22 protein-coding genes and 1 pseudogene are annotated in these 23,049 nt (G+C 71.8%); 13 read left to right on the top strand and 10 right to left on the bottom strand.

Features of this window, described 5'->3' with window-relative positions:
• Positions 1–3: 3 nt before the first annotated feature.
• Both ACIBTX_RS29740 and dnaG read right to left on the bottom strand, forming a co-directional pair.
• Complete coding sequence (locus ACIBTX_RS29740; protein WP_357397168.1) at positions 4–540, bottom strand: hypothetical protein; 537 nt, start codon at positions 538–540, stop codon at positions 4–6.
• Positions 541–2,443: pseudogene (dnaG, locus tag ACIBTX_RS29735) on the bottom strand (DNA primase). It lies immediately after the preceding gene.
• Between the two features lie 114 nt (positions 2,444–2,557).
• Here dnaG and ACIBTX_RS29730 point away from each other — a divergent pair.
• Entirely contained in the window at positions 2,558–3,745 is a 1,188-nt protein-coding gene (locus ACIBTX_RS29730; RefSeq protein ID WP_357397166.1) for a low temperature requirement protein A, read from the top strand.
• 12 nt (positions 3,746–3,757) lie between these two features.
• Here ACIBTX_RS29730 and ACIBTX_RS29725 read toward each other — a convergent pair whose 3' ends face one another.
• The 4 genes from ACIBTX_RS29725 to ppdK all read right to left on the bottom strand — a co-directional run bounded on the left by ACIBTX_RS29725 (position 3,758) and on the right by ppdK (position 9,104).
• Positions 3,758–4,588, bottom strand: a complete 831-nt coding sequence (locus tag ACIBTX_RS29725) for a siderophore-interacting protein (protein ID WP_357133315.1) — start codon at positions 4,586–4,588, stop codon at positions 3,758–3,760.
• A gap of 14 nt (positions 4,589–4,602) precedes the next feature.
• A complete protein-coding gene (locus tag ACIBTX_RS29720) occupies positions 4,603–5,844 on the bottom strand; it encodes a deoxyguanosinetriphosphate triphosphohydrolase (RefSeq protein ID WP_396833296.1) in 1,242 nt (413 codons plus the stop codon).
• A 42-nt stretch (positions 5,845–5,886) separates the two neighbouring features.
• Positions 5,887–6,240 carry a VOC family protein gene (locus ACIBTX_RS29715; protein ID WP_357133311.1) on the bottom strand — a complete coding sequence of 118 codons (354 nt, stop codon included), beginning with the start codon at positions 6,238–6,240 and terminating at the stop codon, positions 5,887–5,889.
• A 155-nt stretch (positions 6,241–6,395) separates the two neighbouring features.
• The gene (ppdK, locus tag ACIBTX_RS29710; RefSeq protein WP_396833295.1) at positions 6,396–9,104 is read right to left on the bottom strand and encodes a pyruvate, phosphate dikinase; all 2,709 of its coding nucleotides are present in this window, start codon (positions 9,102–9,104) and stop codon (positions 6,396–6,398) included.
• A 259-nt stretch (positions 9,105–9,363) separates the two neighbouring features.
• Between ppdK and ACIBTX_RS29705 the strand changes: the two genes are divergently transcribed.
• Positions 9,364–11,094 carry a beta-N-acetylhexosaminidase gene (locus ACIBTX_RS29705; protein WP_396833294.1) on the top strand — a complete coding sequence of 577 codons (1,731 nt, stop codon included), beginning with the start codon at positions 9,364–9,366 and terminating at the stop codon, positions 11,092–11,094.
• A 643-nt stretch (positions 11,095–11,737) separates the two neighbouring features.
• Positions 11,738–12,397, top strand: coding sequence for a C39 family peptidase (locus ACIBTX_RS29700; RefSeq protein WP_357133307.1), 660 nt, complete (start codon positions 11,738–11,740; stop codon positions 12,395–12,397).
• A gap of 104 nt (positions 12,398–12,501) precedes the next feature.
• Here the strand turns inward: ACIBTX_RS29700 and dusB are convergent, their stop codons facing one another.
• A complete protein-coding gene (gene dusB, locus ACIBTX_RS29695; RefSeq protein WP_357133305.1) occupies positions 12,502–13,665 on the bottom strand; it encodes a tRNA dihydrouridine synthase DusB in 1,164 nt (387 codons plus the stop codon).
• A 178-nt stretch (positions 13,666–13,843) separates the two neighbouring features.
• On the opposite strand from dusB, the gene ACIBTX_RS29690 reads away from it, so the two are divergent.
• Positions 13,844–14,818, top strand: coding sequence for a type IV toxin-antitoxin system AbiEi family antitoxin domain-containing protein (locus ACIBTX_RS29690; RefSeq protein WP_396833293.1), 975 nt, complete (start codon positions 13,844–13,846; stop codon positions 14,816–14,818).
• Between the two features lie 119 nt (positions 14,819–14,937).
• Here ACIBTX_RS29690 and ACIBTX_RS29685 read toward each other — a convergent pair whose 3' ends face one another.
• The 3 genes from ACIBTX_RS29685 to ACIBTX_RS29675 all read right to left on the bottom strand — a co-directional run bounded on the left by ACIBTX_RS29685 (position 14,938) and on the right by ACIBTX_RS29675 (position 17,276).
• Positions 14,938–16,317, bottom strand: coding sequence for a glycine--tRNA ligase (locus ACIBTX_RS29685; RefSeq protein WP_357133301.1), 1,380 nt, complete (start codon positions 16,315–16,317; stop codon positions 14,938–14,940).
• A 114-nt stretch (positions 16,318–16,431) separates the two neighbouring features.
• Positions 16,432–16,911: a hypothetical protein gene (locus ACIBTX_RS29680; protein WP_357133299.1), complete on the bottom strand. Its 480-nt coding sequence runs from the start codon at positions 16,909–16,911 to the stop codon at positions 16,432–16,434.
• A gap of 23 nt (positions 16,912–16,934) precedes the next feature.
• Positions 16,935–17,276 (bottom strand): antibiotic biosynthesis monooxygenase, encoded by a 342-nt coding sequence (locus tag ACIBTX_RS29675; protein ID WP_007463893.1) that lies wholly within the window; start codon positions 17,274–17,276, stop codon positions 16,935–16,937.
• Positions 17,277–17,305: 29 nt separating this feature from the next.
• Between ACIBTX_RS29675 and ACIBTX_RS29670 the strand changes: the two genes are divergently transcribed.
• From ACIBTX_RS29670 to ACIBTX_RS29630, 9 genes are all read left to right on the top strand, one after another.
• Complete coding sequence (locus ACIBTX_RS29670) at positions 17,306–17,563, top strand: hypothetical protein (RefSeq protein ID WP_357133295.1); 258 nt, start codon at positions 17,306–17,308, stop codon at positions 17,561–17,563.
• Positions 17,564–17,617: 54 nt separating this feature from the next.
• Positions 17,618–18,568 carry a metal ABC transporter substrate-binding protein gene (locus ACIBTX_RS29665; RefSeq protein ID WP_357133293.1) on the top strand — a complete coding sequence of 317 codons (951 nt, stop codon included), beginning with the start codon at positions 17,618–17,620 and terminating at the stop codon, positions 18,566–18,568.
• Positions 18,565–19,326 (top strand): metal ABC transporter ATP-binding protein, encoded by a 762-nt coding sequence (locus ACIBTX_RS29660; protein ID WP_357133291.1) that lies wholly within the window; start codon positions 18,565–18,567, stop codon positions 19,324–19,326. The genes ACIBTX_RS29665 and ACIBTX_RS29660 overlap by 4 nt, the downstream gene beginning before the upstream one ends.
• A gap of 2 nt (positions 19,327–19,328) precedes the next feature.
• Positions 19,329–20,195, top strand: coding sequence for a metal ABC transporter permease (locus tag ACIBTX_RS29655; RefSeq protein ID WP_357133289.1), 867 nt, complete (start codon positions 19,329–19,331; stop codon positions 20,193–20,195).
• Between the two features lie 46 nt (positions 20,196–20,241).
• Positions 20,242–20,541, top strand: coding sequence for a metalloregulator ArsR/SmtB family transcription factor (locus tag ACIBTX_RS29650; RefSeq protein ID WP_282257156.1), 300 nt, complete (start codon positions 20,242–20,244; stop codon positions 20,539–20,541).
• Positions 20,538–20,936: a Fur family transcriptional regulator gene (locus ACIBTX_RS29645; RefSeq protein WP_357133286.1), complete on the top strand. Its 399-nt coding sequence runs from the start codon at positions 20,538–20,540 to the stop codon at positions 20,934–20,936. The genes ACIBTX_RS29650 and ACIBTX_RS29645 overlap by 4 nt, the downstream gene beginning before the upstream one ends.
• Positions 20,933–21,376, top strand: coding sequence for a GNAT family N-acetyltransferase (locus tag ACIBTX_RS29640; RefSeq protein WP_357133284.1), 444 nt, complete (start codon positions 20,933–20,935; stop codon positions 21,374–21,376). Before ACIBTX_RS29645 ends, ACIBTX_RS29640 begins: the two co-directional genes overlap by 4 nt.
• Before the next feature lie 82 nt (positions 21,377–21,458).
• Positions 21,459–22,067 carry a hypothetical protein gene (locus tag ACIBTX_RS29635; protein WP_396833292.1) on the top strand — a complete coding sequence of 203 codons (609 nt, stop codon included), beginning with the start codon at positions 21,459–21,461 and terminating at the stop codon, positions 22,065–22,067.
• Between the two features lie 652 nt (positions 22,068–22,719).
• Positions 22,720–22,887: a hypothetical protein gene (locus ACIBTX_RS29630; protein WP_357133280.1), complete on the top strand. Its 168-nt coding sequence runs from the start codon at positions 22,720–22,722 to the stop codon at positions 22,885–22,887.
• Positions 22,888–23,049: the final 162 nt, after the last annotated feature.

The following is a 23,049-nucleotide window of genomic DNA, read 5'->3' as shown; positions in this document are numbered from 1 at the left end:
CGGTCAGAGGTCGGTCGGCGCGGTGGCGGCTCGGGCCACGCCGACCAGGCGGTCGGTCTCGGCGAGCAGCGCCTCGTCGTCCGCCGGTGTGCCGGGGTCGAGTCGGACCGTCCAGGTCAGACCGTCGGCCCCGGCCGCGCGACGGGCCGCGACGCGCGCCGCGCCGCCGGGCACCGGGTGGTGTTCGGTGTACGCGACGGAGCGGGTCACCCGGGCGCGCACCTGGTGTGGCAGCTCACCGGGGTCGAGCAGCAGGTACGTCTCCGCCGGCCCGTCGGCGACCACGAGGTAGCCGTCACGCTCGACGACGGTCTCGGCGGGCGTGACGGTCAGCTCCCGACCGGACCAGACCGCCTTGATCAGGTCGTGCCAGCCGATGCGGTGCCCCCGACCGGGCAGCCACAGCCCGAGGTTGCTGGCCACGATCACGCCGTCGCCCTCGCCGTTGCCCACCGCCGCCCAGGCGAGTACCCGCTCGTCGGCGGCCAACGGCGGCCGGTCGGCCGGGGGCAGCTTCGGCTTGCGGCTGAACAGTCCCATCTAGAGCCCTCCCGCGGCCTGCTCGCGCAGCGCCCGGGCGTGCTGTTCCAGCGACAGCAGCTCCCCGAAGGCGGCGAAGTACTCGTCCTTGTTGTTGACCGGGTTGATCCGCTGGATCCGCGACTTGAGGTCCCGGATGCGGGCCGTCACCGACCCGAACTGCACCCGGGCCATGGTGATCGACACGTAGCGCGGGTCGGGCTCGCCGTCGATCCGCAGCGGCTCCACGGCCAGCTCGCCGACCAGCGCCGCGGCGGCCAGATCCTCGCAGGCGTCGCGGACCTTCTCGATCCAGACCGCGCCGCCGGTCGCCGACGCGGCCCCGCCGGCCGCCGCCACGGCCGCGCGCACGGCCACGTGCAACGGGTGGCGGTACTCGCTGGCCTCGACCGCGTCGAACATGGGCCCGGCCAGCACGGGCTGTTGCAGGGCGAGTTTCAACGCCTCGCGCTCGACCATCGACTGTGGGCTGTCCACCGCCGGCTCGGGGTGGGCCGGGGCGGGCCGTGCAGCGGGCGCGGCGTCCCGGCCGCCGGACGGCGGAGTGTTGGCGGCGGCCAGCACGGCCCGCTGCACCGGCTCGATCTCCATCCCGAGGTCCATGGCGAGCTTGCGGACGTACTCTGGGCGTTTCTCCCGGTCTTTGAGTTGCGCGACCAGCGGCGCGGCCCGGCGCATGGCCTCCACCCGGCCATCGACGGTGTCCAGGTCGAAGCGGCTGATCTCGTGCCGCAGCGCGAAGTCGACGAGCGGTTCACGGCGGGCGACCAGGTCCCGCACGGCCAGGTCACCCTTGGCCAGGCGCAGCTCGCACGGGTCCATGTTGTCGGGGCTGACCGCGATGAACGTCCGCCCGACGAAGCGCTGGTCGTCGCCGAACGCCCGCAGCGCCGCCTTCTGACCGGCGGCGTCCCCGTCGAAGGTGAAGATGATCTCGCCGGCCACCGAGTCGGTGTCCAGCAGGAGCCGGCGCAGCACCCCGATGTGGTCCGCGCCGAACGCCGTGCCGCAGGTCGCCACCGCCGTCGGCACATCGGCCAGGTGACAGGCCATCACGTCGGTGTAGCCCTCGACGACGACCACCCGGCCCTGCTTGGCGATCTCCCGCTTGGCCTGGTCGAGGCCGTAGAGCACGTGCGACTTCTTGTAGATCGGCGTCTCGGGGGTGTTCAGGTACTTCGGGCCGTCGTCGTCGTCGAAGAGCTTGCGCGCCCCGAAGCCGATCACGTCGCCGGCCAGGTCGCGGATCGGCCAGAGCAGCCGACGACGGAACCGGTCGATCAGCGTGCCCGAGCGGGACTCCCGGGACAGCCCGGCGGTGACCAGCTCCTGGTGGGTGAAGCCCTGCTGACGCAGGTGCTTGGTGAGCAGGTCCCAGCCCTCCGGCGCGAACCCGCACCCGTAGCGCTCGGCGGCGGCCCGGTCGAATCCACGTTGGGCCAGGAACTCGCGCGCCGGCCGGGCCCCGGCGGTGCTGAGCTGCGCCCGGTAGAACTCGACGGCGGCGGCGTGCGCGGCGACCAGTCGCTGGCGCTGGCCCTGCTGCGGGCGCGGACGCGGGGCGCCCCGGTCGTCCTCGACGTAGCGGAGCTGGATGCCGGCGCGCCCGGCCAGCCGCTCGACGGACTCGACGAAGCTCAGGTGCTCCGCGTCCATCAGGAACTTGATCGCGTCGCCGCCGGCCCCGCAGCCGAAGCAGTACCAGACGTTGCGGGCCGGCGAGACGTTGAACGACGGGCTCTTCTCGTCGTGGAACGGGCACAGGCCCTTGAGGTTGCCGCCCCCGGCGGACTTCAGGGTGACCGTCTCGGAGATCACATCCCCGATCGAGGTGCGTTCCCGGACCAGCGCGATGTCCTCGTCCCGGATCCGCCCAGCCATGCGCCACCCCCTCGCCGTACATCCTGCCCTGCCGGGCCGACGAGACGCCGTCCGGGGGACGCCGGTGTGGCGGGGGCCGCCATCGGACTCGCCCGTTCCGGCCCGGCCGGCGGGTCCGCGCGGGGACCATGACCAGATGCGCAGGGTACGCGCCAACACGCCCCGGCCACCGGATTGGGTGGCCGGCCGGCTGCGGATACGGGGGTCCGGCCCGCGCGCGAGTGAGACCGGCGAACGGCACGCCACCTGGCTGGAGCTGTTCCTCGACCTCATCTTCGTGTACGCGCTGGCGGCGGTGACACGCCGGTTGGGCGACGACCCCACACCGTCGCCGAGCGCCGTGCTGGCCGTGCTGGGGCTCTTCGTCGTGGTCCAGTGGGCCTGGTTGGGCCAGGTGTTCTACGACACCCGCTTCGACCCGGACGACGTACCGCACCGGATCCTGGTGCTGGTCGCGCTGGTCGGCGCGGGAACGATCACGCTCGGGGTGGACGAGGTGCCGGAGAGCGTGCTCCTGCCGGTCGGCTACCTGATCGTGCGGGGTGTGCTGCTCCTGCTGTATCTGCGGGCCCGCCCGACCAGCCCGATGGCCCGTACGGTGACCACGATCTACCTGTGCGGCTTCGGGTCGAGCTGGCTGATCTGGCTGGCCTCGCTGGCCGTACCCACCGACACGCGCCCGACGTTGTGGATCGTCGCGATGCTCATCGAGCTGGCCACCCCGTGGGTCGGCAAGCGCTGGCTGAACCGGTTTCCGGTCGACGACCAGCACCTGCCGGAACGGATCGGGCAGTTCACCATCATCGTGCTGGGCAGCGCGCTGGCCAGCCTCCTCTTCGCGGTGCCCGACCATCCGCGGCCACACATGATCGTCACGGCGGGACTGGCCTTCCTGGTGCCGGCGGCCGTCTGGTGGGTCTACACCACCTTCGTCACCACCCGCGAGTCACAGCGCCGGCTGCGCGGCGGCCAGACGTACGCCTACCTGCATATTCCGCTCGGCGGCGCGCTACTGCTGCTCGGCTGGGCACTCGGGCAGATGGTCCGGCTGGCCGACGACGAGGTGGTCCGGCTGCCGATGGAGCTGCGGCTCCTGCTGGCGGCCACGCTCACCGTCTGGGTGCTCTGCGGGCTGGCGTTGCACTGGGTGTGGAACCGGCCGAGCATCGGTCGGCTAGGCATCGCCGGCTACGGCGTGGGCTCGGCCATCCTGATCACCGCGGCGGTGCACGGACCGAAGCTGATGCTGTCCCTGCTCTCGGTGGCGGTCGTCGGGTACGCGGTGCTGCTCACCCGACGACTCACCACGACGGCCGAGGACTGAGCTGGCCGGCGCTCAGGCGGTGGCCGGCTCCTCGGCGGCGACCTGCCGGTTCCACTCCTGCTTCGACGAGCGCCAGCCCTCGTCGTCCATGCCCCGCCGCCAGTAGCCGGAGATGGAGAGCCGGTCCAGCGGCACACCGCGCTCACCGCGCAGCAGCCGGCGCAGCTCCCGGACGAAGGCCGCCTCGCCGTGCACGAAGGCGTGCACCTGGCCGGCCGGGAACTCCAGTGAGCGCACCGCGTCGACCAGCGCCTCGCCCACCGGGCGTTCGCCACGGTGCAGCCAGCTGAGCGTGACCGCTCCGGGGCTGAGCAACTTCTGCTCGTCCGCCGGGTCGGCGATCTCCACGAAGACGTGTGCCGGGGCGCCCACCGGCAGCCGTTCCAGCGCGGCGGCGATCGCCGGCAGGGCGCTCTCGTCGCCGACCAGCAGGTGCCAGTCCGCGTCCGGGTCCGGCGCGTACGCCCCGCCGGGGCCGACGAAGTGCACCGGGTCACCGGGGCGCAGCGCGGCGGCCCACGGCCCGGCCAGGCCCTCGTCGCCGTGGTGCACCACGTCGACGGTCAGCTCGCCGGCGCGCGGGTCCCACCGGCGCACGGTGTACGCGCGCAGCCGGGGCCACTGCTCGCGGGGCATGTCCCGGCGGATCGCGACGAGGTCGAGCGGCTCGGGGTACGCGACACCGGGCTGCGGGAAGACCAGCTTGATGTAGTGGTCGGTGAACTCGCCCACCGGCAGGCCGACCAGTTCGTCCCCACCGAGGACGAGCCGGATCAGGTGCGGGGTGGGTCGTTCGGTGCGCAGCACCCGGACCGAGGTGACGTTCCTGGGGCGTTCCGTCATGCAGTTAGGCTAACCTAAGTAGTCGAGCTGTCCACCAGACGGGTGTGCCAGCTCACCGCCGCCGGATCGGTGAGCGAGGCGACCTGGTCAATCACGACGCGCAGCCGGGCGTCGTCGTCGGGCGCGGCCCGCCACAGCGGGGCGAAGATCGGATCAAGCCCGTCCGGCGCCCGCCGCACCAGCGCGGCCACCAGTTCGGCCAACATCGTCCGCTGGCGCTCGTAGCGACCCCGGAACCCGGTGCGCCGCATCACGTACCGCAGGGCGATGCCCTTGAGCAGCGCACACTGCGCCCGGACCCGCCTCGGCACCACCAGGTCGGCGGCGTACCGGCGGTGTGGGCCGGGGCCGTACCGCTGCTCGGTGGCCTCCACCGCCGCCGACACGAACCGGCCGGTCAGCCCGCTCGTGGTCGCCTTCAGCGCGACCTGGGCACGATGGCTGCCGTCGTACGCGGCGAGGGGGGCGAGCAGCGGGTCGGCCAGCAACGCGACCAGCACCTCGGCCAGATCGGCCGAGGACTCCCCCGAGTACGTGGCGGCCACGTCGGCACAGAGCGCGGCCCGTTCGTCGGCGTCGGCGAGCAGCGGACGCAGCGTGACGTACCCGCCGTGGATGCCGTCCTCGACGTCGTGCACCGAGTACGCGACGTCGTCGGCCCAGTCCATCACCTGCGCCTCCAGGCAGCGCCGGTCTCCCGGCGCACCGGCCCGGAGCCACTCGAACACCGCCGTGTCGTCGGCGTACACCCCGAATTTGCGCTGCCCCGGGCGGCGCGGCCACGGGTACTTGCCGATCGCGTCGAGCGACGCCCGGGTCAGGTTCAGTCCGGCGGACGACCCGTCCGGGGCGAGCACCTTCGCCTCCAACCGGGTCAGCACCCGCAGCGTCTGCGCGTTGCCCTCGAAGCCGCCGCAGGGCGACGCGAGCAGGTCCAGCGCGGCCTCGCCGTTGTGCCCGAACGGCGGGTGCCCCAGGTCGTGGGCGAGCCCGGCGACGTCGACGACGTCCGGGTCACAGCCCAGCCGGGCGCCCATCTCCCGGGCGATCTGGGCCACCTCCAACGAGTGCGTCAGCCGCGTACGCAGGAAGTCGTCGGTGCCGGCGGTGTGCACCTGCGTCTTGGTGGCCAACCGGCGGAACGCGGCGGAGTGCAGCACCCGGGCACGATCACGCTCGTACGGCGACCGGCGGTGGCCGGTGTCCTTGGGCGGCTCCGCCACCAACCGGTCGGCCGGATCAACGCTCACTTTCACTCAGCCGCTGTTGTTCGCGACTGCGGGGCTCGCAAAACCGGCTCACTCCTCGCGCTCAGGCAGCACGCAGAACTCGTTGCCCTCCGGGTCGGCCAGCACCGTCCACTCCACGTCGCCCTGGCCGATGTCGACGTGCCGGGCGCCCATGTCGACCAGGCGCTCGACCTCGGCCTCCCGGTCGGCGGGACGCAGGTCCAGGTGGAGCCGGTTCTTTCGTACCTTGCCCTCGGCGACCGGGCCGAAGAAGATCGCGGGGGACCGATCCGGCGACTGGCGGATCTCCACGCCACTCGGCTTGTCGGAAATGATCTGATAGCCGAGCGCCTCGGCCCACCAGCGGGCCAGCCGTGCCGGATCACGGGCATCGACGGTGAGGCTCTCCCAGACGCTTGTCATTCAGTCACCCTTCCCGTTCGACGGCGTAGACAATCGGCCGTTGCGAGCGAGCCAAGGTTACGCCCGTCACGGCTCCTTGACGTGCCCCCGACGCGGCGACGGGTGGTGGGGCGCCGTGGCGGCCCGGTCGCCCGGGTCCGCCACGGCGTCACGCGTCAGCGACTGTCCGAGCCGTCGGTCTGCACGGCCGCGCGGCCAGCCTCCAGGCGTGCGACCGGCACCCGGAACGGTGAGCAGGACACGTAGTCCAGGCCGACCTCGTGGAAGAAGTGCACCGAGTCGGGGTCGCCGCCGTGCTCGCCACAGACGCCGAGCTTCAGCCCGGGGCGGGCGGCCCGCCCCTCCTCGGCGGCGATCCGCACCAGCCGGCCGACGCCGTCACGGTCGATCGACTCGAACGGCGAGATGCCGAAGATGCCCAGCTCCAGGTACCGCCAGAAGAACGCGCCCTCGACGTCGTCCCGGGAGAAGCCCCAGCCCATCTGCGTCAGGTCGTTGGTGCCGAACGAGAAGAACTCGGCGGCCTCGGCGATCTGACCGGCGGTCAGCGCCGCCCGGGGCACCTCGATCATGGTGCCGATCAGCACCTCGACGCCGCTGTCCCCGACCACCTCGGCGATGATCTTCTCGGCCTCGGCGCGTACCGTCTCCAACTCCTGCACGGCCCCGACCAGCGGCACCATGATCTCGGGGCAGGCTTTGCCGCCGGCGCGGACGACCGCGACGGCGGCCTCGGCGATGGCCCGGACCTGCATCGCGAACAGGCCGGGGATGACCAGGCCGAGGCGTACGCCCCGCAGCCCGAGCATCGGGTTCTCCTCGTGCATCCGCCGGACGGCCGCGAGCAGCGCCTCCTCCTTGGCCACGTCCTCGCCGCGCTCCTGGGCGACCGCCACGTTGACCGCGAGCTGTTCCAGCGGCGGTAGGAACTCGTGCAGCGGCGGGTCGATCAGCCGGACGGTGACCGGCAGGCCGTCCATCTCGCGGAAGATCTCCTCGAAGTCGGCCCGCTGCATCGGCAGCAGCGCGGCCAGCGCCTCGTCGCGCTCACCCTCGGCGCGGGCCAGGATCAGCCGCTCCACCAGCTCGCGCCGGTCACCGAGGAACATGTGCTCGGTGCGGCACAGCCCGATGCCCTCGGCGCCGAAGCGCCGGGCGCGGGCCGCGTCCGCGCCGGTGTCGGCGTTCGTGCGGACCGCCAGCCGCCGCTTCCCGTCGGCGTGCGTCATGATCCGGTGTACGGCCCGGACGAGCGGGTTGTCGACGTGTTCGTCGTCGAGGCTGCCCTCGAAGTACTGCACCACCTCCGACGGCATGACCGGCACCTCGCCCAGGTACACCTTGCCGGTGGTGCCGTCGATGGAGACGACGTCGCCCTCGTCGACGGTCTGCCCGGCCACGGTGAACCGCTTCGCGGGCACGTTGACGTCGATCTCGTCCGCGCCGGAGACGCAGGTCTTGCCCATGCCCCGGGCCACCACCGCGGCGTGGCTGGTCTTGCCGCCGCGCGAGGTGAGGATGCCCTTCGCGGCGATCATGCCGTTCAGGTCGTCGGGGTTGGTCTCCCGGCGGACCAGGATCACCGACTCACCCTCGGCGGCCAGCTCGACGGCCCGCGCGGAGGTGAAGACCACCTTGCCGGACGCCGCGCCGGGTGACGCGCCGATGCCCGTGGCGACCGCCTCGAACTCGTGGTCGAGCTGGAAGCGGGGGAACATGAGCTGGGCGAGCTGCGCGCCGTTGACCCGGTGCAGGGCCTCGTCCTCGTCGATCAGGCCCTCGTCGACGAGCTGCCCGGCGATGACGAACGCGGCGGCGGCCGTCCGCTTGCCGACCCGGGTCTGCAACATCCACAGCTTGCCGCGCTCGATGGTGAACTCGATGTCGCACAGGTCCCGGTAGTGCTCCTCCAACCGGGCCATGATCGACAACAGCTCGTCGTAGGAGGACTTGTCGAGTCGCTCCAACTCCTGCAACGGCACCGTGTTGCGGATGCCGGCCACCACGTCCTCGCCCTGGGCGTTGGCCAGGTAGTCGCCGTAGATGCCCTGCGCGCCGCTGCCCGGGTCCCGGGTGAACGCGACCCCGGTGCCCGAGTCCGGGCCGAGGTTGCCGAAGACCATGGTCACCACGTTGACGGCGGTGCCGAGGTCGGCCGGGATGCGCTCCTGGCGGCGGTAGAGCACCGCGCGCTCGGCGTTCCACGACTCGAAGACGGCGCGGATGGCCAGGTCGAGCTGCTCACGCGGCTGCTGTGGGAACTCCCGGCCGGTGTGCTTTGCGAAGATCTTCTTGTACGCGTCGACGAGCCCTCGCAGATCGTCCGCGTCCAGGTCCAGGTCGTTGTGCGTACCCTTGGCGCTCTTGATCTCGTCGAGGGCGTGCTCGAACTCCTCGCCCGGCACCTCGCAGACGGTCTTGCCGAACATCTGGATGAGTCGGCGGTACGAGTCCCAGGCGAAGCGGTCGTTCTGGCCCGCCTGCGCGGCGAGTCCCACCACGCTCTGGTCGTTGAGGCCGACGTTGAGGACGGTCTCCATCATGCCGGGCATGGAGAACTTCGCGCCGGAACGGACGGACACCAGCAGCGGGTCGCCCGGGTCGCCGAGACGCTTGCCCATCTCGCGCTCCAGCGCCTGCAGGTGCGCCTCGATCTGACCGGCGAGGCCGTCGGGCTCCCGGCCGGTCGCGAGGTACGCCTGGCACGCCTCGGTGGTGATGGTGAAGCCGGGCGGCACGGGCAGGCCGAGGTTGGTCATCTCGGCGAGGTTGGCGCCCTTGCCTCCGAGCAGGTCCTTCAGGTCCTTGTTGCCCTCGGAGAAGTCGTAGACGTACTTGTGTTCGTCGGTCTCTTGCGCTGCCACCAGAGCCTCCCACGCGCGCCGGATTGACACTTAACGAAGGTTCAGGGCGAAGGTTAAGCGAAGATCGGGTGGCCTGGGACCGTTCGGTGACAATAGGCACAGCTATCACGACTATCCGCGTTCGTACCGGTTTTTGGGAACGCTTCCACGCGCACAATCACGCAATATCCCCGGTCCTCGTATTGTTGACGCCACTGGATCTGCCGAAGCTCGCTTTTGCCATATCCGACGCGAAATAACCCCTTCCGGAGCCGTCGTCGTGTCCTCCCTCCCGATCTCCTCCCCCACCCCGGACCCGAGCACCGCCGCTCACCTCGCCGCCGCCGACGGGATCGCGCTGCCCGCGCACCAGCCGGAGGCCGGTGACCTGGCGGCGCTCGCCGCTCGGGCGGCCGGTGACGACCTGCTCGCCCCGCCGGTCGGCCTCGACAACGTCGTGCCGGCACCGGAACTCCTCGACGCGGACCCGGGGGTGACGTTCGTGCTCGACGGGGACACCGCCATCCGGGTCACCGCCCACCCGGGCGCCCGGGAGGTGGCCGACCACCTGGCCCAGCTGCTGCGCCCGGCGACCGGTTTCCCGCTGCCCGTCGCCGACACCCTCGCGGCGGACCCGGCCGGCACGCTGACGCTCACCCTGGCCGGCACGACCCCGACGACGCCCCCCACCCCCGGCGAGAGCGCCGACCTCGGGGCGGAGGGCTACCGGCTCGACGTGACCACCACCGGGGTACGCGTCATCGCCGCGACCGCCACCGGTCTCTTCTACGGCGTCCAGACGCTCCGGCAGCTCCTCCCGGCCGCCGTGGAGAGCCCGACGCCGGTGGCTGCCCGCTGGGCGTTGCCCGGCGGCACGATCCTGGACCGCCCCCGCTTCCCGTACCGGGGCGCGATGCTCGACGTAGCCCGACACTTCTTCGCCGTCGAGGACGTCCTGCGGGTGATCGACCACCTGGCCCGCTACAAGCTCAACCACCTGCACCTGCACCTCACCGACGATCAGGGCTGGCGCATCGCCGTCGACTCCTGGCCGAGGCTCGCCACCGTCGGCGGGGCGAGCGAGGTCGGCGGCGGCCCCGGCGGGCACTACACCAAGGACGACTACCGGCGGATCGTCTCGTACGCGTCCGCCCGGCACGTCACCGTCGTCCCGGAGATCGACCTTCCGGGCCACACCAACGCGGCGCTCGTCGCGTACCCGCGCCTCGCGCCGGACAAGGTCGCGCCCGCGCCGTACACCGGCACCGAGGTCGGTTTCAGCTACGTCGACCCGGCCGACGAGCAGACGTACGACTTCATCGCCGACGTACTCGGTGAGGTCGCCGCCCTCACCCCGGGGCCGTGGCTGCACATCGGCGGCGACGAGGCGTTCAAGGTCAAGGGCGAGGTCTACACCGGTTTCGTGCAGAGGGCGCAGCGACTCGTCGCCGACACCGGCAAGACCGTGGTGGGCTGGCATCAGCTCGCCCCGGCCGCCCACGTCGACGGGCGGGTCCTGCAGTGGTGGGGTACGGACACCGACGACCCCACCACCGCCGACGCCGTCCGCCGGGGCGCCCGACTGATCGTCTCCCCCGGCAACCACGCGTACCTGGACATGAAGTACGCCGACGACACCCCGATCGGGCACGACTGGGCCGGCCTCATCGACGTACGCCGCGCGTACGACTGGGATCCGGGCACACACGTCGACGGCGTGCCCAGCACGGCCGTCCTCGGCGTGGAGGCCCCGCTGTGGACCGAATCGGTCACCTCGCTGGCCGACATCGAGTTCCTGCTGCTCCCCCGGCTCCCCGCCATCGCCGAGCTGGGCTGGTCGCCCCGGGCGACGCACGATTGGGCCGGCTTCCGGGACCGGCTGGCCGGACACGGCCCGCGCTGGTCCACCGCCGGGATCACCTTCCACCGCAGCCCCGAGATCCCCTGGCCGGCCATTCCGACCATCCCGGGCCAGCGCCCCGCCGCCAAGGCAGACACCGCCGAACGCTGACGACACGGCACCTAGTCCGGGGGATGATCGACTCGGGTTCGCCGATATCGGGGTGTCCCGCCCACCCGGATACCCCAACATCCCCGACGTCGAGTCGATCACCACGGTTGGCGGCGGAACATCCGGTCCGGGCGGGCGGTTTGGGCGGCCGTGGTGCGATCGTCCCGTGGCGGACGACACCCCGGCGGCGGAATCGCGGGCGGGGCGGGATCGTTATACCTCCCATGCCACCGCGACCCCGGGTCGCGGCCCCCGGGAACACCCGCCAGGTCGGCGTCGTTACACCCCCCGCACCACCGAGCACCGCCACGCCGGCTCGCGGGCAGCCCCCGCCGGGAACACCCGCCAGGTCGGCGTCGTTACACCCCCCGCACCACCGAGCACCGCCACGCCGGCTCGCGGGCAGCCCTCGCCGGGAACACCCGCCAGGTCGGCGTCGTTACATCCCCGCACGGCCGAGCACCACCGGCCGTACCCGGTTCCCCGGCGGGAATGATCCGCTGGCCCGGACCGTTGCACCACCCTCCGGGACACCCCCGAGCAGGCCCCGCCGGGTCGCCGGGCCGATCCCCAAGAACTTCCGTCCGGCACACCCCCGTGTGCCGAGTGCGTATCCCCCGATGAAGCAGAGGAGCACGCCATCATGCGTACCGATCTGATTCGTAAGACCGCCCTGACCGCCGCTGGCCTCGCCTTCACCGGTGGAGCGATCGCTGGTCCGGTGACCGCCGCGTACGCCATGTCCGACGCCAAGCCCAGCACCCAGACGGTTTCCGACCGCAAGGGTCACGGTGAGCGGGAGCTCGGCGTGCGGTACGAGGCGCAGCCGAACTTCTACTACTGCGGCCCCGCCGCTACCCGTAACGCGCTGAGCGTGCAGGGTAAGAACATCGACGTGGACGCCATGGCCAAGGAGATGGGCACCACCGAGGCCGGCACCAACAGCATCAACGACATCACCCCGGTGCTGAACAAGGAGACCGGCAAGGCCGACGCCTACCGGTCGGTGGAGATCAGCAGCCCCGACGCTGACGCCAAGCAGACCGACACGCTGCGCGCCGACGTGGTCAAGACCGTGGACGACGGTCGGGCCGTGGTCGCCAACATCGCCGGCACCAGCACCGACACCGACGGCAACACCCACTCCTACGAGGGCGGGCACTACATCAGCGTGACCGGCTACCGCGACAACGGCAACGTCGTCACGATCGCCGACTCCGCCAACCCGGACACCGCCTCGTACCAGATCACCATCGAGCACCTCGCCGACTGGATCGCCACCCGCGGCTACGCCACCAGCTGACCCGCGACCCGCACCACCGACAAGGGCCGGACCCCGCACCCGGGGTCCGGCCCTTGTTCGCATGTCGTCAGGTCTGTCGCGGAGCGCGCCTCCGCCGCCGGCCGTCAGCCGCCGGAGTCGTCCATCTCGGCGCCCTCGGGGACGGTGTCGTCGTCCCGGCTGGCCAGCCAGCCGTCCGGCAGGGCGACCTTGCCCGGCGAGTTGGTACGCCCGCGCGGCTGACCCAGCGCGGTCAGCGGGAAGGGCTCTGCCGGGTCGAGCTTGCCGAGCAGGTCGTCGAGCTGGGCCAGGCTCTCGATCATCGCCAGCGAGCGGCGCAGGTCGCCGCCGACCGGGAAACCCTTCAGGTACCAGGCGACGTGCTTGCGGAAGTCGGTGCAGCCGTCCCGCTCACCCCGGGCCGGGTTGCGAGCGCCCGCCACGAACTGGTCGACCAGCAGCTCGGCGTGCCGGCGCATGGTCACCGCCACCTCGCCGAGGGTGGGCAGCCGCCGCTCCGGCCGACCGGTGAAGGCGGCCTCCAGGTCGGCGAAGAGCCACGGCCGTCCCAGGCAGCCGCGACCCACGACCACGCCGTCGACGCCGGTGTGGGCGACCATCCGCAGCGCGTCGTCGGCCTCCCAGATGTCGCCGTTGCCGAGCACCGGCACGTCCAGGGCCTGCTTCAGGGTGGCAATCGCGTCCCAGTCGGCGGTGCCCGAGTAGCGCTGCGAGGCCGTACGCCCGTGCAGGGCCACCGCGGCGACGCCGGCCTCCTGCGCGGCGAGCCCGGCCTCGACGTACGTCAGGTGGTCGTCGTCGATGCCCTTGCGCATCTTGACCGTGACCGGCACGCCGGAGGGTGCGGCGGCGTCCACCGCGGCCTTCACCAGGCGGGCGAAGAGCCGGCGCCGCCACGGCAGCGCCGCGCCACCGCCCCGCCGGGTGACCTTGGGTACGGGGCAGCCGAAGTTGAGGTCGATGTGGTCGGCCAGGTTCCGCTCGACGACGATCCGCACGGCGGCGGCGGTGATCTCCGGGTCGGTGCCGTAGAGCTGGAGGCTGCGTGGCTGCTCGTCGTCGCCGAAGGCGATCATGCGCAGCGTCTTCGGGTTCCGCTCGACCAGCGCCCGGGTCGTGATCATCTCGCAGACGTAGATGCCGCCGCCCTGCTCACGGCAGAGCCGGCGGAAGCCGATGTTGGTGATCCCGGCCATCGGCGCGAGCACCACCGGCGGTGACACCTGGTACGGCCCGAGGGTCAGCGGGCGCAGCGCGGGCACGGTCACCGCACAAGTGTAAGGAACGGCCCCTCCTTACCGCCTAGCGCATAGGAAGGGCCCCTTCCTCACACGACGCATATCACACCGCCGCATGATCAACGGAGTTATCCACACCCCGCCGGAGTTTCCACAGGCCGTAGGGCGGGGCAGGACACGGCCTGGTTCCCGCAGTCAGGCTGCCCTCATGCGTGAACATCCACCCGAGCTGGCGGCAGTGGTCGAGCGGCAGCAGCAGATCGCCACCCGGGCTCAGTTGCTCGCCGCCGGCTACAACGACATGTACCTCTACCGCCAGGCCCGGCGCGGCCAGTGGCAACGCGTCCTGCCAGCGACGTACGCCCTGTTCACGGGCATGCTGACCGATGAACAACGGCGGATCTCCGCCGCGCTCTACGCCTGGCCGCAGGCGCAGCTGACCAGCTTGGCCGCGCTCACCTGGTACGGGTTCCGGCAGATTCCGCGTAACACCGACGTACACCTGGTCGTGCCGCACTACGCGCGGCGTCGGTCGGCGGGCTACGCCGTTGTTCGGCGAGCCTTGGCACTGGACAGCCGGCCGCGTTCGAGCGCGCCCTACCCCGTTTGTTCGCCAGCGCGGGCGGTGGTGGACGCGGCCCGTGACCTTGGGCAGCTTCGCCCTGTGCGGGCCGTCGTCGCCGAGTCCATCCAGCGCGGGTTCACCGACCTACGCAGGTTGGACGAGGAGATCCGCCGGGCGCGGCGCAGTCGCACCGCGCTGGTCAGGATGGCGTACGCGGAGGTCGTGGCCGGCACCCGGTCAGCTCCGGAGGCGGAGCTGCGTGAGTGCCTGGCAGACAGCCCGATCCTGCCGCGGATTCGCTGGAATCCTCGCCTTCGCACACTCGACGGGGCGGTATTGCCGACGCCGGACGGGTACCTGCCCGATTCGGCGGTGGCGCTGGAGGTCGATTCACAGGAGTACCACTTCAGCCCGAGTGACTGGGCTCGGACGCTGGAGCGGCACAACGAGCTGAGCCGGCACGGTGTCCTAGTTCTGCACGTGACGCCAGCGCAGCTCCGACGTCGTCCGGACCGCATTCGACGAACTGTCGAGGACGCGTACGAGTCCCGGCAGGGCGTCGGAGCCACGCTCCGGGTCCGGGTCGATCCGGCCGACCCGGAAAATGCCAGGACCTGATCGAGTACGACGGCCGACACGACTCCGCTCGGCTCAGCTCGGCTCAGCTCGCAGGCAGCAGAGTTAGGAAGGGCCCCCTCCTATACCTGAGGCGTTAAGAAGGGGCCCTTCCTTACACGTCAGCAGCCGGGGAGGCGCTCGATGAGGTACCGCTCGACCTGGTCCAGGGAGACGCGCTCCTGACCCATGGTGTCCCGGTTCCGGACCGTCACGGCGTTGTCGTCCAGGGTGTCGAAGTCGACGGTCACGCAGAACGGGGTGCCGATCTCGTCCTGCCGGCGGTAGCGGCGGCCGATGGCCTGCGAGTCGTCGAACTCCACCACCCAACGCTTGCGCAGCAGCGCGGCGAGGTCCTTCGCCTTGGGCGACAGCGCCTCGTTACGCGACAGCGGCAGCACCGCCACCTTGACCGGGGCCAGGCGCGGGTCGAACCGCATCACCGTGCGCTTGTCCACGCCACCCTTGGTGTTCGGGGCCTCGTCCTCGTCGTACGCCTCGAGCAGGAAGGCGAGCACCGCCCGGGTCAGACCGGCGGCCGGCTCGATGACGTACGGCATCCAGCGCTCGCTCTTGGTCTGGTCGAAGTACGACAGGTCGACGCCGGAGTGCTTGCTGTGCGTGGAGAGGTCGAAGTCGGTGCGGTTGGCGACACCCTCCAGCTCGGCGAACTCGGTCCCGCCGAACTGGAACCGGTACTCGATGTCGACGGTGCGCTTCGAGTAGTGCGACAGCTTCTCGGCGGGGTGCTCGTACAGGCGCAGATTGTCCGCCGACAGGCCGAGGTCGAGGTACCAGTTCCAGCGCTCCTGGAGCCAGTACTCGTGCCACTGCTCGTCGGTGCCCGGCTCGACGAAGAACTCCATCTCCATCTGCTCGAACTCGCGGGTCCGGAAGATGAAGTTGCCCGGGGTGATCTCGTTGCGGAACGACTTGCCGGTCTGCGCGATGCCGAACGGGGGCTTCTTGCGGGCGACCGTCTCGACGTTCTTGTAGTTGACGAAGATGCCCTGCGCGGTCTCCGGGCGCAGGTAGTGCATCCCCTCGTCGCTCTCCACCGGGCCCAGGTACGTCTTCATGAGGCCGTTGAACATCTTCGGCTCGGTGAAGGTGCCCTTGTTGCCGCAGTTGGGGCAGTTGACCTCGGCGAGCGAGGTGGGCGCGTGGCCGTGCTTGGCCTCGTACGCCTCCTCGATGTGGTCCGCCCGGAACCGCTTGTGGCAGAACTGGCACTCGGTGAGCGGGTCGACGAACTCGGCGATGTGGCCGGACGCCTCCCATACCTTGCGGGCCAGGATCACCGCGGAGTCGAGGCCGACGACGTCGTCGCGCTGCTGGACCATGGTCTTCCACCACTGCCGGCGGACGTTCTCCTTCAGCTCCACGCCGAGCGGACCGTAGTCCCACGCCGACCGGGTGCCTCCGTAGATCTCGCTGGAGGGGAAGACGAAGCCTCGGCGCTTGGCGAGGCTGACGACGGCGTCGATACGGTCGGCTGGCATGTTTCCTCCTACGCCGGCTGGCGGTCGGCGGGGGCGAGATGTGGATGGAACGGTCGGTTCGGAACAACGGTACGACCACCGTCGCCCCGAGCCCAGCAGAATACCGGGGGCGGGTCAGCTCACCCCGCAGACCTCCATGCCACCGGTCTGACCGTCCTGACCCAGGCTGACCTGCTGACGCTCCCGGTCGCCGCCGTCCAGGGTCACGTCCACCGGCACGGTGAGGTTGGTGGTGTCCACCTCACCCACCCGGAACGCGGTGACCTGCGGCTCGGCGGCCGCCCGCCGCTCGAACTCGGGGCGGGACTCGCGCCGCTGCGCGTCGTCGCAGAGCTGGTCGTACGCCCGGCCGTAGTTGCGCTCGACGAGCGCCTGGTAGTAGTCGCCGGTCACCGTGCGGCCCTGCTCGCGTACCGCCTGCACGCCGCTCACGGCCAGGCCCACGATGGCCGTGCCACCCCCGCCGCAGCAGAGCAGCACGGCGAGGGCGCCGACGCCGAGTCCGATCCAGAGCCGGGTACGACGCCCCTCGGTGGGAGGCGCGGCGAAGGGCGGAGCCACACCGGGACCGGGCGGCGGGGCGGGTGCGGTCATAGGAGCAGGGTAGTGCCCGAGTCTCAGCGGTAAGGACCTGCGGCCCGATCACTCTCGGCGACCACCACGGCTCCGCCCGGCGCGGCGCTGGCCAGCGCCTCGTACGCGGACGGCTCGTCGACCGACTCGGCGAGCAACGGCACCGCGCTCACCTTGACCTCGAAGGCGCCCAGCGCCCGCCGGTAGGTGCCGACCGACTCCCACTCGGTGACCAGGGACCAGTAGCGGGGGTCGTCCAGGGCCCGGACCAGTTGGCCGCGCAGGTAGCCGGGGCAGGCGGCCAGCGCGGTGAGGGCGGCGTGCGCCCGTTCGGTGAAGCCGTCGGCGACATCGACGTCGACCACGAACCGGTTGGTCACCAGCACCGGGGGTTCCTCCTCGTAGAGTCTGTGGGATGCAGCGTACGCAGCGCCCTCTGCTGGCCCGGTTGGCCGGGGCGAACCCGACGTCGGTGTTCCTGCTCACCCTGGTGGTGGTGCTGGTGGCGTTCTTCACGCCGGGGGTGGTCGGCGGCCTGCTGACGCTGGCCCTCGCCGCCGCCCTGATCGTCCTGTTGGCGACCACGTGGTCGGTTCAGGCGCCGCAGACGAGGGTGGTCCGACTGCTGATGCTGACTCTGCTGGTGACGGTGGGCCTGGCGAAGCTGCTCTGACATGCAAGCATGCGTTTTTGACAATCATTGTCGTTACCACGGACAGTTGGCGGCATGAGCAACCGCACCACGTCCCGTGTCCTGGCCGCCGCCGCGACCGCCCTGATCGCCCTGGGCGCCGCCGCCGGCTGCTCCACCGCCGGCCCGGCCGGCGCCGATCCCCAACGGGTCGACGTGGTGGCCGCGTTCTACCCACTCCAGTTCGTCGCCGAGCGCGTCGGCGGCGACGCCGTCCGCGTCACCAACCTGGCCAAGCCCGGCGCCGAGCCGCACGACCTGGAGCTGAGCCCACGCCAGGTCGGTGATATCACCGAGGCCGAGCTGATCGTCTACCTCAAGGGCTTCCAGCCCGCGGTGGACGAGGCGATCGCGCAGGACGACGACGCACCCGTGTTCGACGTGGCCAGCGTGCAGCCGCTGATGGACGCGAGCGCCGGCGGCCACAACCACGAGGGCGACGAGGAGGGGGAGGAGGGGCACGGGCACGCCAAGGACCCGCACGTCTGGCTCGACCCGATCCGGCTCGCCACCATCGGCGACAAGCTCGCCCAACAGCTCGGCACGGTCGATGAGAAGCACGCCGCCGACTACACCGCCCGCGCCGCGGCCCTGCGCGCCGACCTGACCACCCTCGACGGCGAGTTCACCAAGGGCCTGGCGACCTGCCAGCGACGCGAGATCGTGACCAGCCACACCGCGTTCGGCTACCTCGCCGACCGCTACCGCCTCGACCAGGTCGGCATCACCGGGCTCAGCCCCGACGTCGAGCCCTCGCCACAGCGGCTCGCCCAGGTCATCGAGGAGGCAAAGGAGCACCACGCCACCACGATCTTCTTCGAGGCGCTGGTCAGCCCGAAGGTCGCCGAGACCATCGCCGGTCAGGTCGGCGCGAAGACCGCGGTGCTCGATCCGATCGAAGGACTCGCAGCGGGCAGCGACGCCGACTACTTTTCGGTGATGCGTACCAACCTGCGGACCCTGCGGACGGCGTTGAGCTGCTCATGAGCACCCCTGTCATCACCGTCGAACACGGCGCGGTCGGCTACGACGGCCGCACCGTGCTCCGGGACGTCTCGTTCACCGTGACCGCCGGGGAGGTGGTCGCGGTGCTCGGCGCCAACGGCTCCGGCAAGTCCACGCTGATCCGCACGATCCTCGGCCTGGTGCCGCTCAGCTCCGGCTCGATCACCCTCTTCGACCGGCCGTTGCGCCAGTTCCGCCAGTGGCAGCGCATCGGGTACGTCCCGCAGCGCCTCGGCGCCGGGTCGGGCGTGCCCGCCACCGTCCGTGAGGTGGTGGCCTCCGGCCGGCTGGCCCGCCGGGGCATCCTGCGCCCGCCCGGCGCCGCCGACCGGGCCGCCGTCGACGCGGCGCTGCGGGCGGTCGGGCTCGCCGACCGGGCCACCGATCCGGTGTCCACCCTCTCCGGCGGTCAACAGCAGCGCACCCTGATCGCCCGCGCGCTGGCCGGTAAGCCGGAGTTGCTGATCCTCGACGAGCCCACCGCCGGGGTGGACGCGGCCAGCCAGGAGGCGTTCGCGGGCGCGTTGCGCGACTTCGTCTCCGACGGCGGGACGGTGCTGCTGGTGGCCCACGAGCTGGGCCCGTTGCGACCGGTGATCAGCCGGGCGGTCGTCGTCCACCAGGGCGGCATCTGTCACGACGGCCCGGTCCCGGACCCGGCCGGCCACCACGCCGAGCCCGACCACGACCACGTGCACCCGCACGGTCCCGACGAGCCCGCCGGGCTGTGGAGCAACTAACGATGGAACTCTTCCAGTACCCCTACATGCAGCGTGCCCTGATCGGCGCGCTGGTGATCGGCCTGGCCGCTCCGGCGCTCGGCATCTACCTGGTGCAGCGCCGACTGACGCTGATCGGCGACGGCATCGGCCACGTGGCGTTGACGGGTGTCGGCGCAGGCCTGCTCCTGAACCGCTCACCGGTGCTGGTGGCGGTGATCGTCGCCACCGTCGGCGCGATCACCATCGAGCTGGTCCGCGCCCGCGGGCGTACCTCCGGCGATCTGGCCCTGGCCCTGCTCTTCTACGGCGGCATCGCCGGTGGCGTCCTGCTGGTCGGCCTCTCGGACGCGACGAGCGCCAACCTCAACGCCTACCTGTTCGGATCGTTGCTCTCCACCTCGACCAACGACCTGATCACCGTCGGAGTGCTCGGTGCGGCGATCCTGATCACCATGATCGCCCTGCGACCGGCGCTCTTCGCGATCAGCCACGACGAGGAGTACGCCCGCGTCTCCGGCCTCCCGGTGCGCACGCTCAACCTGCTGATCGCGGTCACCACCGCGGTCACGGTCACCATCGCGATGCGGGCCGTCGGCGTGTTGCTGATCAGCGCGCTGATGGTGGTTCCGGTGGCCGCCGCCCAGCAGGTCACCCGGGGCTTCCGCAGCACGATGACCGCCGCCATGGCGCTCGGGTTCCTCGCCGCCGGCTCGGGTGTCTGGGTGGCCGCCAGCGCCGACACCCCGCCCGGGGCCTCGGTGGTACTGCTGGCGATCGCCTCCTTCCTGGTGATGGCCGTCGCCGGGACGATCTGGCGTAGGCGGCACCGCCGCACCGCGCCGGCGCTCGTACCAGCCCTGGAGCCGCACGAGGTCGTGCTGGACTAGCCGTGCCGGATCGGCGGATGTCGGTGGTATTGGTTACCGTTGCAAGATGACCAGCGCAACGGGCTACGAGGGTTTCGACGGAGCCAGCGAACTGCTCCGAGCCTTGTCCGCGCCCATCCGGCTGGCCATCGTCAGCGAACTCGCCGACGGCGAGCGGTGCGTGCACGAGCTGGTGGAGAAGCTGGGCGCCGCGCAGCCGCTGGTCTCCCAGCACCTGCGGGTGCTGCGCGGGGCGGGCGTGGTGCGGGGCTCGCGGCGCGGTCGGGAGATCGCCTACAGCCTGGTCGACGAGCACGTCGCGCACATCGTGGCGGACGCGGTCAGTCACGCGGGGGAGGGATCATGAGCGAGAGCAACGCCGCCGTACGCAACACCCGGCAGCGCTCGGCGGTGAGCGCGCTGCTGGGCGAGATGGAGGGCTTCCACAGCGCCCAGGATCTGCACGCGATGCTCCGGCAGCGCGGCGAGCGGGTCGGCCTGACCACCGTCTACCGCACCCTCCAGGGGCTGGCCGACGCGGGCGAGATCGACGTGATGCGCCCGCCCGGTGGCGAGCACCTCTACCGCCGGTGCAGCGAGGGCCACCACCACCACCTGGTCTGCCGGGCCTGCGGGCGGACGGTCGAGGTCGCCGGCCCGGCGGTGGAGAGCTGGGCGGACCGAGTCGCCGCCGAGCACGGGTACGCCGACGTCAGCCACACCCTGGAGATCTTCGGCACCTGCCCGACCTGTGTCCGATGACGGGCCTTCGGTTCACGCCGGTCCAGTCCGCGGGCGCTGAGACGGCGCTGCGCGACTGGCAGCACATCCACAACTCGATCATCCCGACGGCGCCCCTGTCGGCCGACGAGATCGCCGCTCGCGCCCAGCGCCACATCCTTGAGGTCGCGTACGCCGACGGGGTCGCCGTGGGCTGCTCGACCGTACGTCCCCCGGCACCCGACGCCGCGACCGTGATCGCCCGGGTGCTACCCGAGAGCCGCCGGCACGGCTACGGGGAGCAGATCTACCAGCGCGGGCTGGCCCGGGCCCGTGAGCTGGGCGCGCAGACCATCGAAACCGTCGTGCTGGCGTCCAACGACGAGGGCCTGCGGTTCGCCCGCCACCACGGCTTCGTCGAGACCGAACGGTACGTCCTACCGGGCGACACCATCGCGTTCGTGGACCTGCGGCTCGCCTGATCGACGCCTGGTTCCCGCCCTCCGGTCCGGCCACCGAATCGACGGGTGCCGGGCCGTCGTCGTTCGTGGCACGCTGTCCGACGTGAAGATCTACGCCGATCGGTTTACGACCGCCGTCCGTCAGTTGCTCACCGACCTGCTCGTCGTCATCTGGGTGTACGCCGCGATCCGCGCCGCCCTCTGGCTGCACGACCTGGTGCAGAAGCTCGCCGTACCCGGGCAGAAGCTGGAGGGCGCGGGCAGTGGCCTCGCCGACAACCTCGCCGACGCCGGCGGCAAGGTACGCCGGGTACCGCTGGTCGGTGACGAGCTGACCGCGCCCTTCCAGCGCGCCGCCGACGCCGCCCGAGGGCTCGCCGACGCCGGCCGGGAGCAGCAGCACCTCGTCGACCAACTCGCCCTCGCCCTCGCCGTCGCGGTGCTGATCTTCCCGCTCGGTCTGGTGCTCTTCGGTTGGCTGCCGCTGCGGCTGCGCTGGATGCGCCGCGCCGGCTCGGCCGCGAAGCTCGCCGCCGTACCCGCCGGACGGGACCTGCTCGCGCTCCGCGCGCTGGCCACCCAACCGCTGGGCCGCCTCACCCGGATCGCGCCCGACGTCGCCGAGGCGTGGCGACGCGGCGACGACAACACCGTCGACGCCCTGGCCGCCCTGGAACTACGCCACCTAGGCCTCCGCCACAAATCCCGCTAACCCCCAGCCCTAACCCCGCGCCCGCACGCCCACCTTCGCGCTCGCCACGCGCCCTCGACGCACCCTCGACGCGCCCACCCGGGCCCACCCGGGCCCACGCCCTCGCCCCCGCCACGCGCCCACGCCCCGCCACGCGCCCACGCCCCCGCCACGCGCCCACCCGCGCCCACGCTCTCACCCTCCCCACGCGCCCTCCCCCCGCGCCCTCCCCACGCGCCCACGCCCTCGCCCCCGCCACGTGCCCTCACGCCGAGACCGTCACCCTCACCCCCGCCACACGCCCTCACGCCGACCGTCACCCTCACCCAGCCGCGCCCAAGCCCCCGCCCACGGGCGCGCCCTCACCCCCACCCCCACGTCCGCCCCACCCCGCCCGCACCCTCGCCCGTCGATCATGGAGTTCTGGTGGGCGACAAAGCACCCGTCAACCCCCATAACAGGCACCACAACTCCATGATCGACGAGATCGGGCGGTGACCGCCTCGCGATCTTGCACTTTCTGTGGTGACTAAAGGGGCATACCGTGCCGAGTTGACGACCGAAAGTGCAAGATCGGCGCGGACACCGGACCCGGGCCGCGGGGGCGGGGGGCGCGGGGGCGGGGGTGTGGCGGCGGCTCGGAGGGGCGGGTGCAGGCCGTTAAGGTCGTCGGGTGTTCTACTTCCTGATCGTCATCGCCGTCCTGCTGCTCGGCTACGCCGCCGTGCTGGTCTCCTTCGTCCGCCGGGGCAAGAAGATCCCGCCCGCCGCGTACCTCGCGCTGGCCGTGCTCAACGGTCTGATCCTGGCCGGGGTGTTGGCCTGGGCGGTCGCCCGCTGACGTGCCCCGCCCCGACCCGACCCGCGCCCCGCGCCGCCCCGACCCGCGCCGCCCCGACCCGCGCCGCGCCGCCCCGACCCGCGCCCCGAGCCGAGCCGCGCCGCGCCGCGCCGCGCCGCGCCGAGCCGAGCCGAGCCGAGCCGCGCCGAGCCGAGCCGCGCC

This window comes from Micromonospora sp. NPDC049359 (assembly GCF_044466585.1).
Lineage (GTDB): Bacteria > Actinomycetota > Actinomycetes > Mycobacteriales > Micromonosporaceae > Micromonospora.
The sequence above is the reverse complement of the archived record's forward strand: the minus strand, read 5'-3'. Positions and strand labels throughout refer to the sequence as shown.

Coding starts and splice junctions, on each gene's coding strand:
- ACIBTX_RS29740 (WP_357397168.1), bottom strand. CDS start 540: ATGGGACTGTTCAGCCGCAAGCCGAAGCTGCCCCCGGCCGACCGGCCG.
- ACIBTX_RS29730 (WP_357397166.1), top strand. CDS start 2,558: ATGCGCAGGGTACGCGCCAACACGCCCCGGCCACCGGATTGGGTGGCC.
- ACIBTX_RS29725 (WP_357133315.1), bottom strand. CDS start 4,588: ATGACGGAACGCCCCAGGAACGTCACCTCGGTCCGGGTGCTGCGCACC.
- ACIBTX_RS29715 (WP_357133311.1), bottom strand. CDS start 6,240: ATGACAAGCGTCTGGGAGAGCCTCACCGTCGATGCCCGTGATCCGGCA.
- ACIBTX_RS29700 (WP_357133307.1), top strand. CDS start 11,738: ATGCGTACCGATCTGATTCGTAAGACCGCCCTGACCGCCGCTGGCCTC.
- ACIBTX_RS29690 (WP_396833293.1), top strand. CDS start 13,844: ATGCGTGAACATCCACCCGAGCTGGCGGCAGTGGTCGAGCGGCAGCAG.
- ACIBTX_RS29685 (WP_357133301.1), bottom strand. CDS start 16,317: ATGCCAGCCGACCGTATCGACGCCGTCGTCAGCCTCGCCAAGCGCCGA.
- ACIBTX_RS29680 (WP_357133299.1), bottom strand. CDS start 16,911: ATGACCGCACCCGCCCCGCCGCCCGGTCCCGGTGTGGCTCCGCCCTTC.
- ACIBTX_RS29670 (WP_357133295.1), top strand. CDS start 17,306: ATGCAGCGTACGCAGCGCCCTCTGCTGGCCCGGTTGGCCGGGGCGAAC.
- ACIBTX_RS29665 (WP_357133293.1), top strand. CDS start 17,618: ATGAGCAACCGCACCACGTCCCGTGTCCTGGCCGCCGCCGCGACCGCC.
- ACIBTX_RS29660 (WP_357133291.1), top strand. CDS start 18,565: ATGAGCACCCCTGTCATCACCGTCGAACACGGCGCGGTCGGCTACGAC.
- ACIBTX_RS29655 (WP_357133289.1), top strand. CDS start 19,329: ATGGAACTCTTCCAGTACCCCTACATGCAGCGTGCCCTGATCGGCGCG.
- ACIBTX_RS29650 (WP_282257156.1), top strand. CDS start 20,242: ATGACCAGCGCAACGGGCTACGAGGGTTTCGACGGAGCCAGCGAACTG.
- ACIBTX_RS29645 (WP_357133286.1), top strand. CDS start 20,538: ATGAGCGAGAGCAACGCCGCCGTACGCAACACCCGGCAGCGCTCGGCG.
- ACIBTX_RS29640 (WP_357133284.1), top strand. CDS start 20,933: ATGACGGGCCTTCGGTTCACGCCGGTCCAGTCCGCGGGCGCTGAGACG.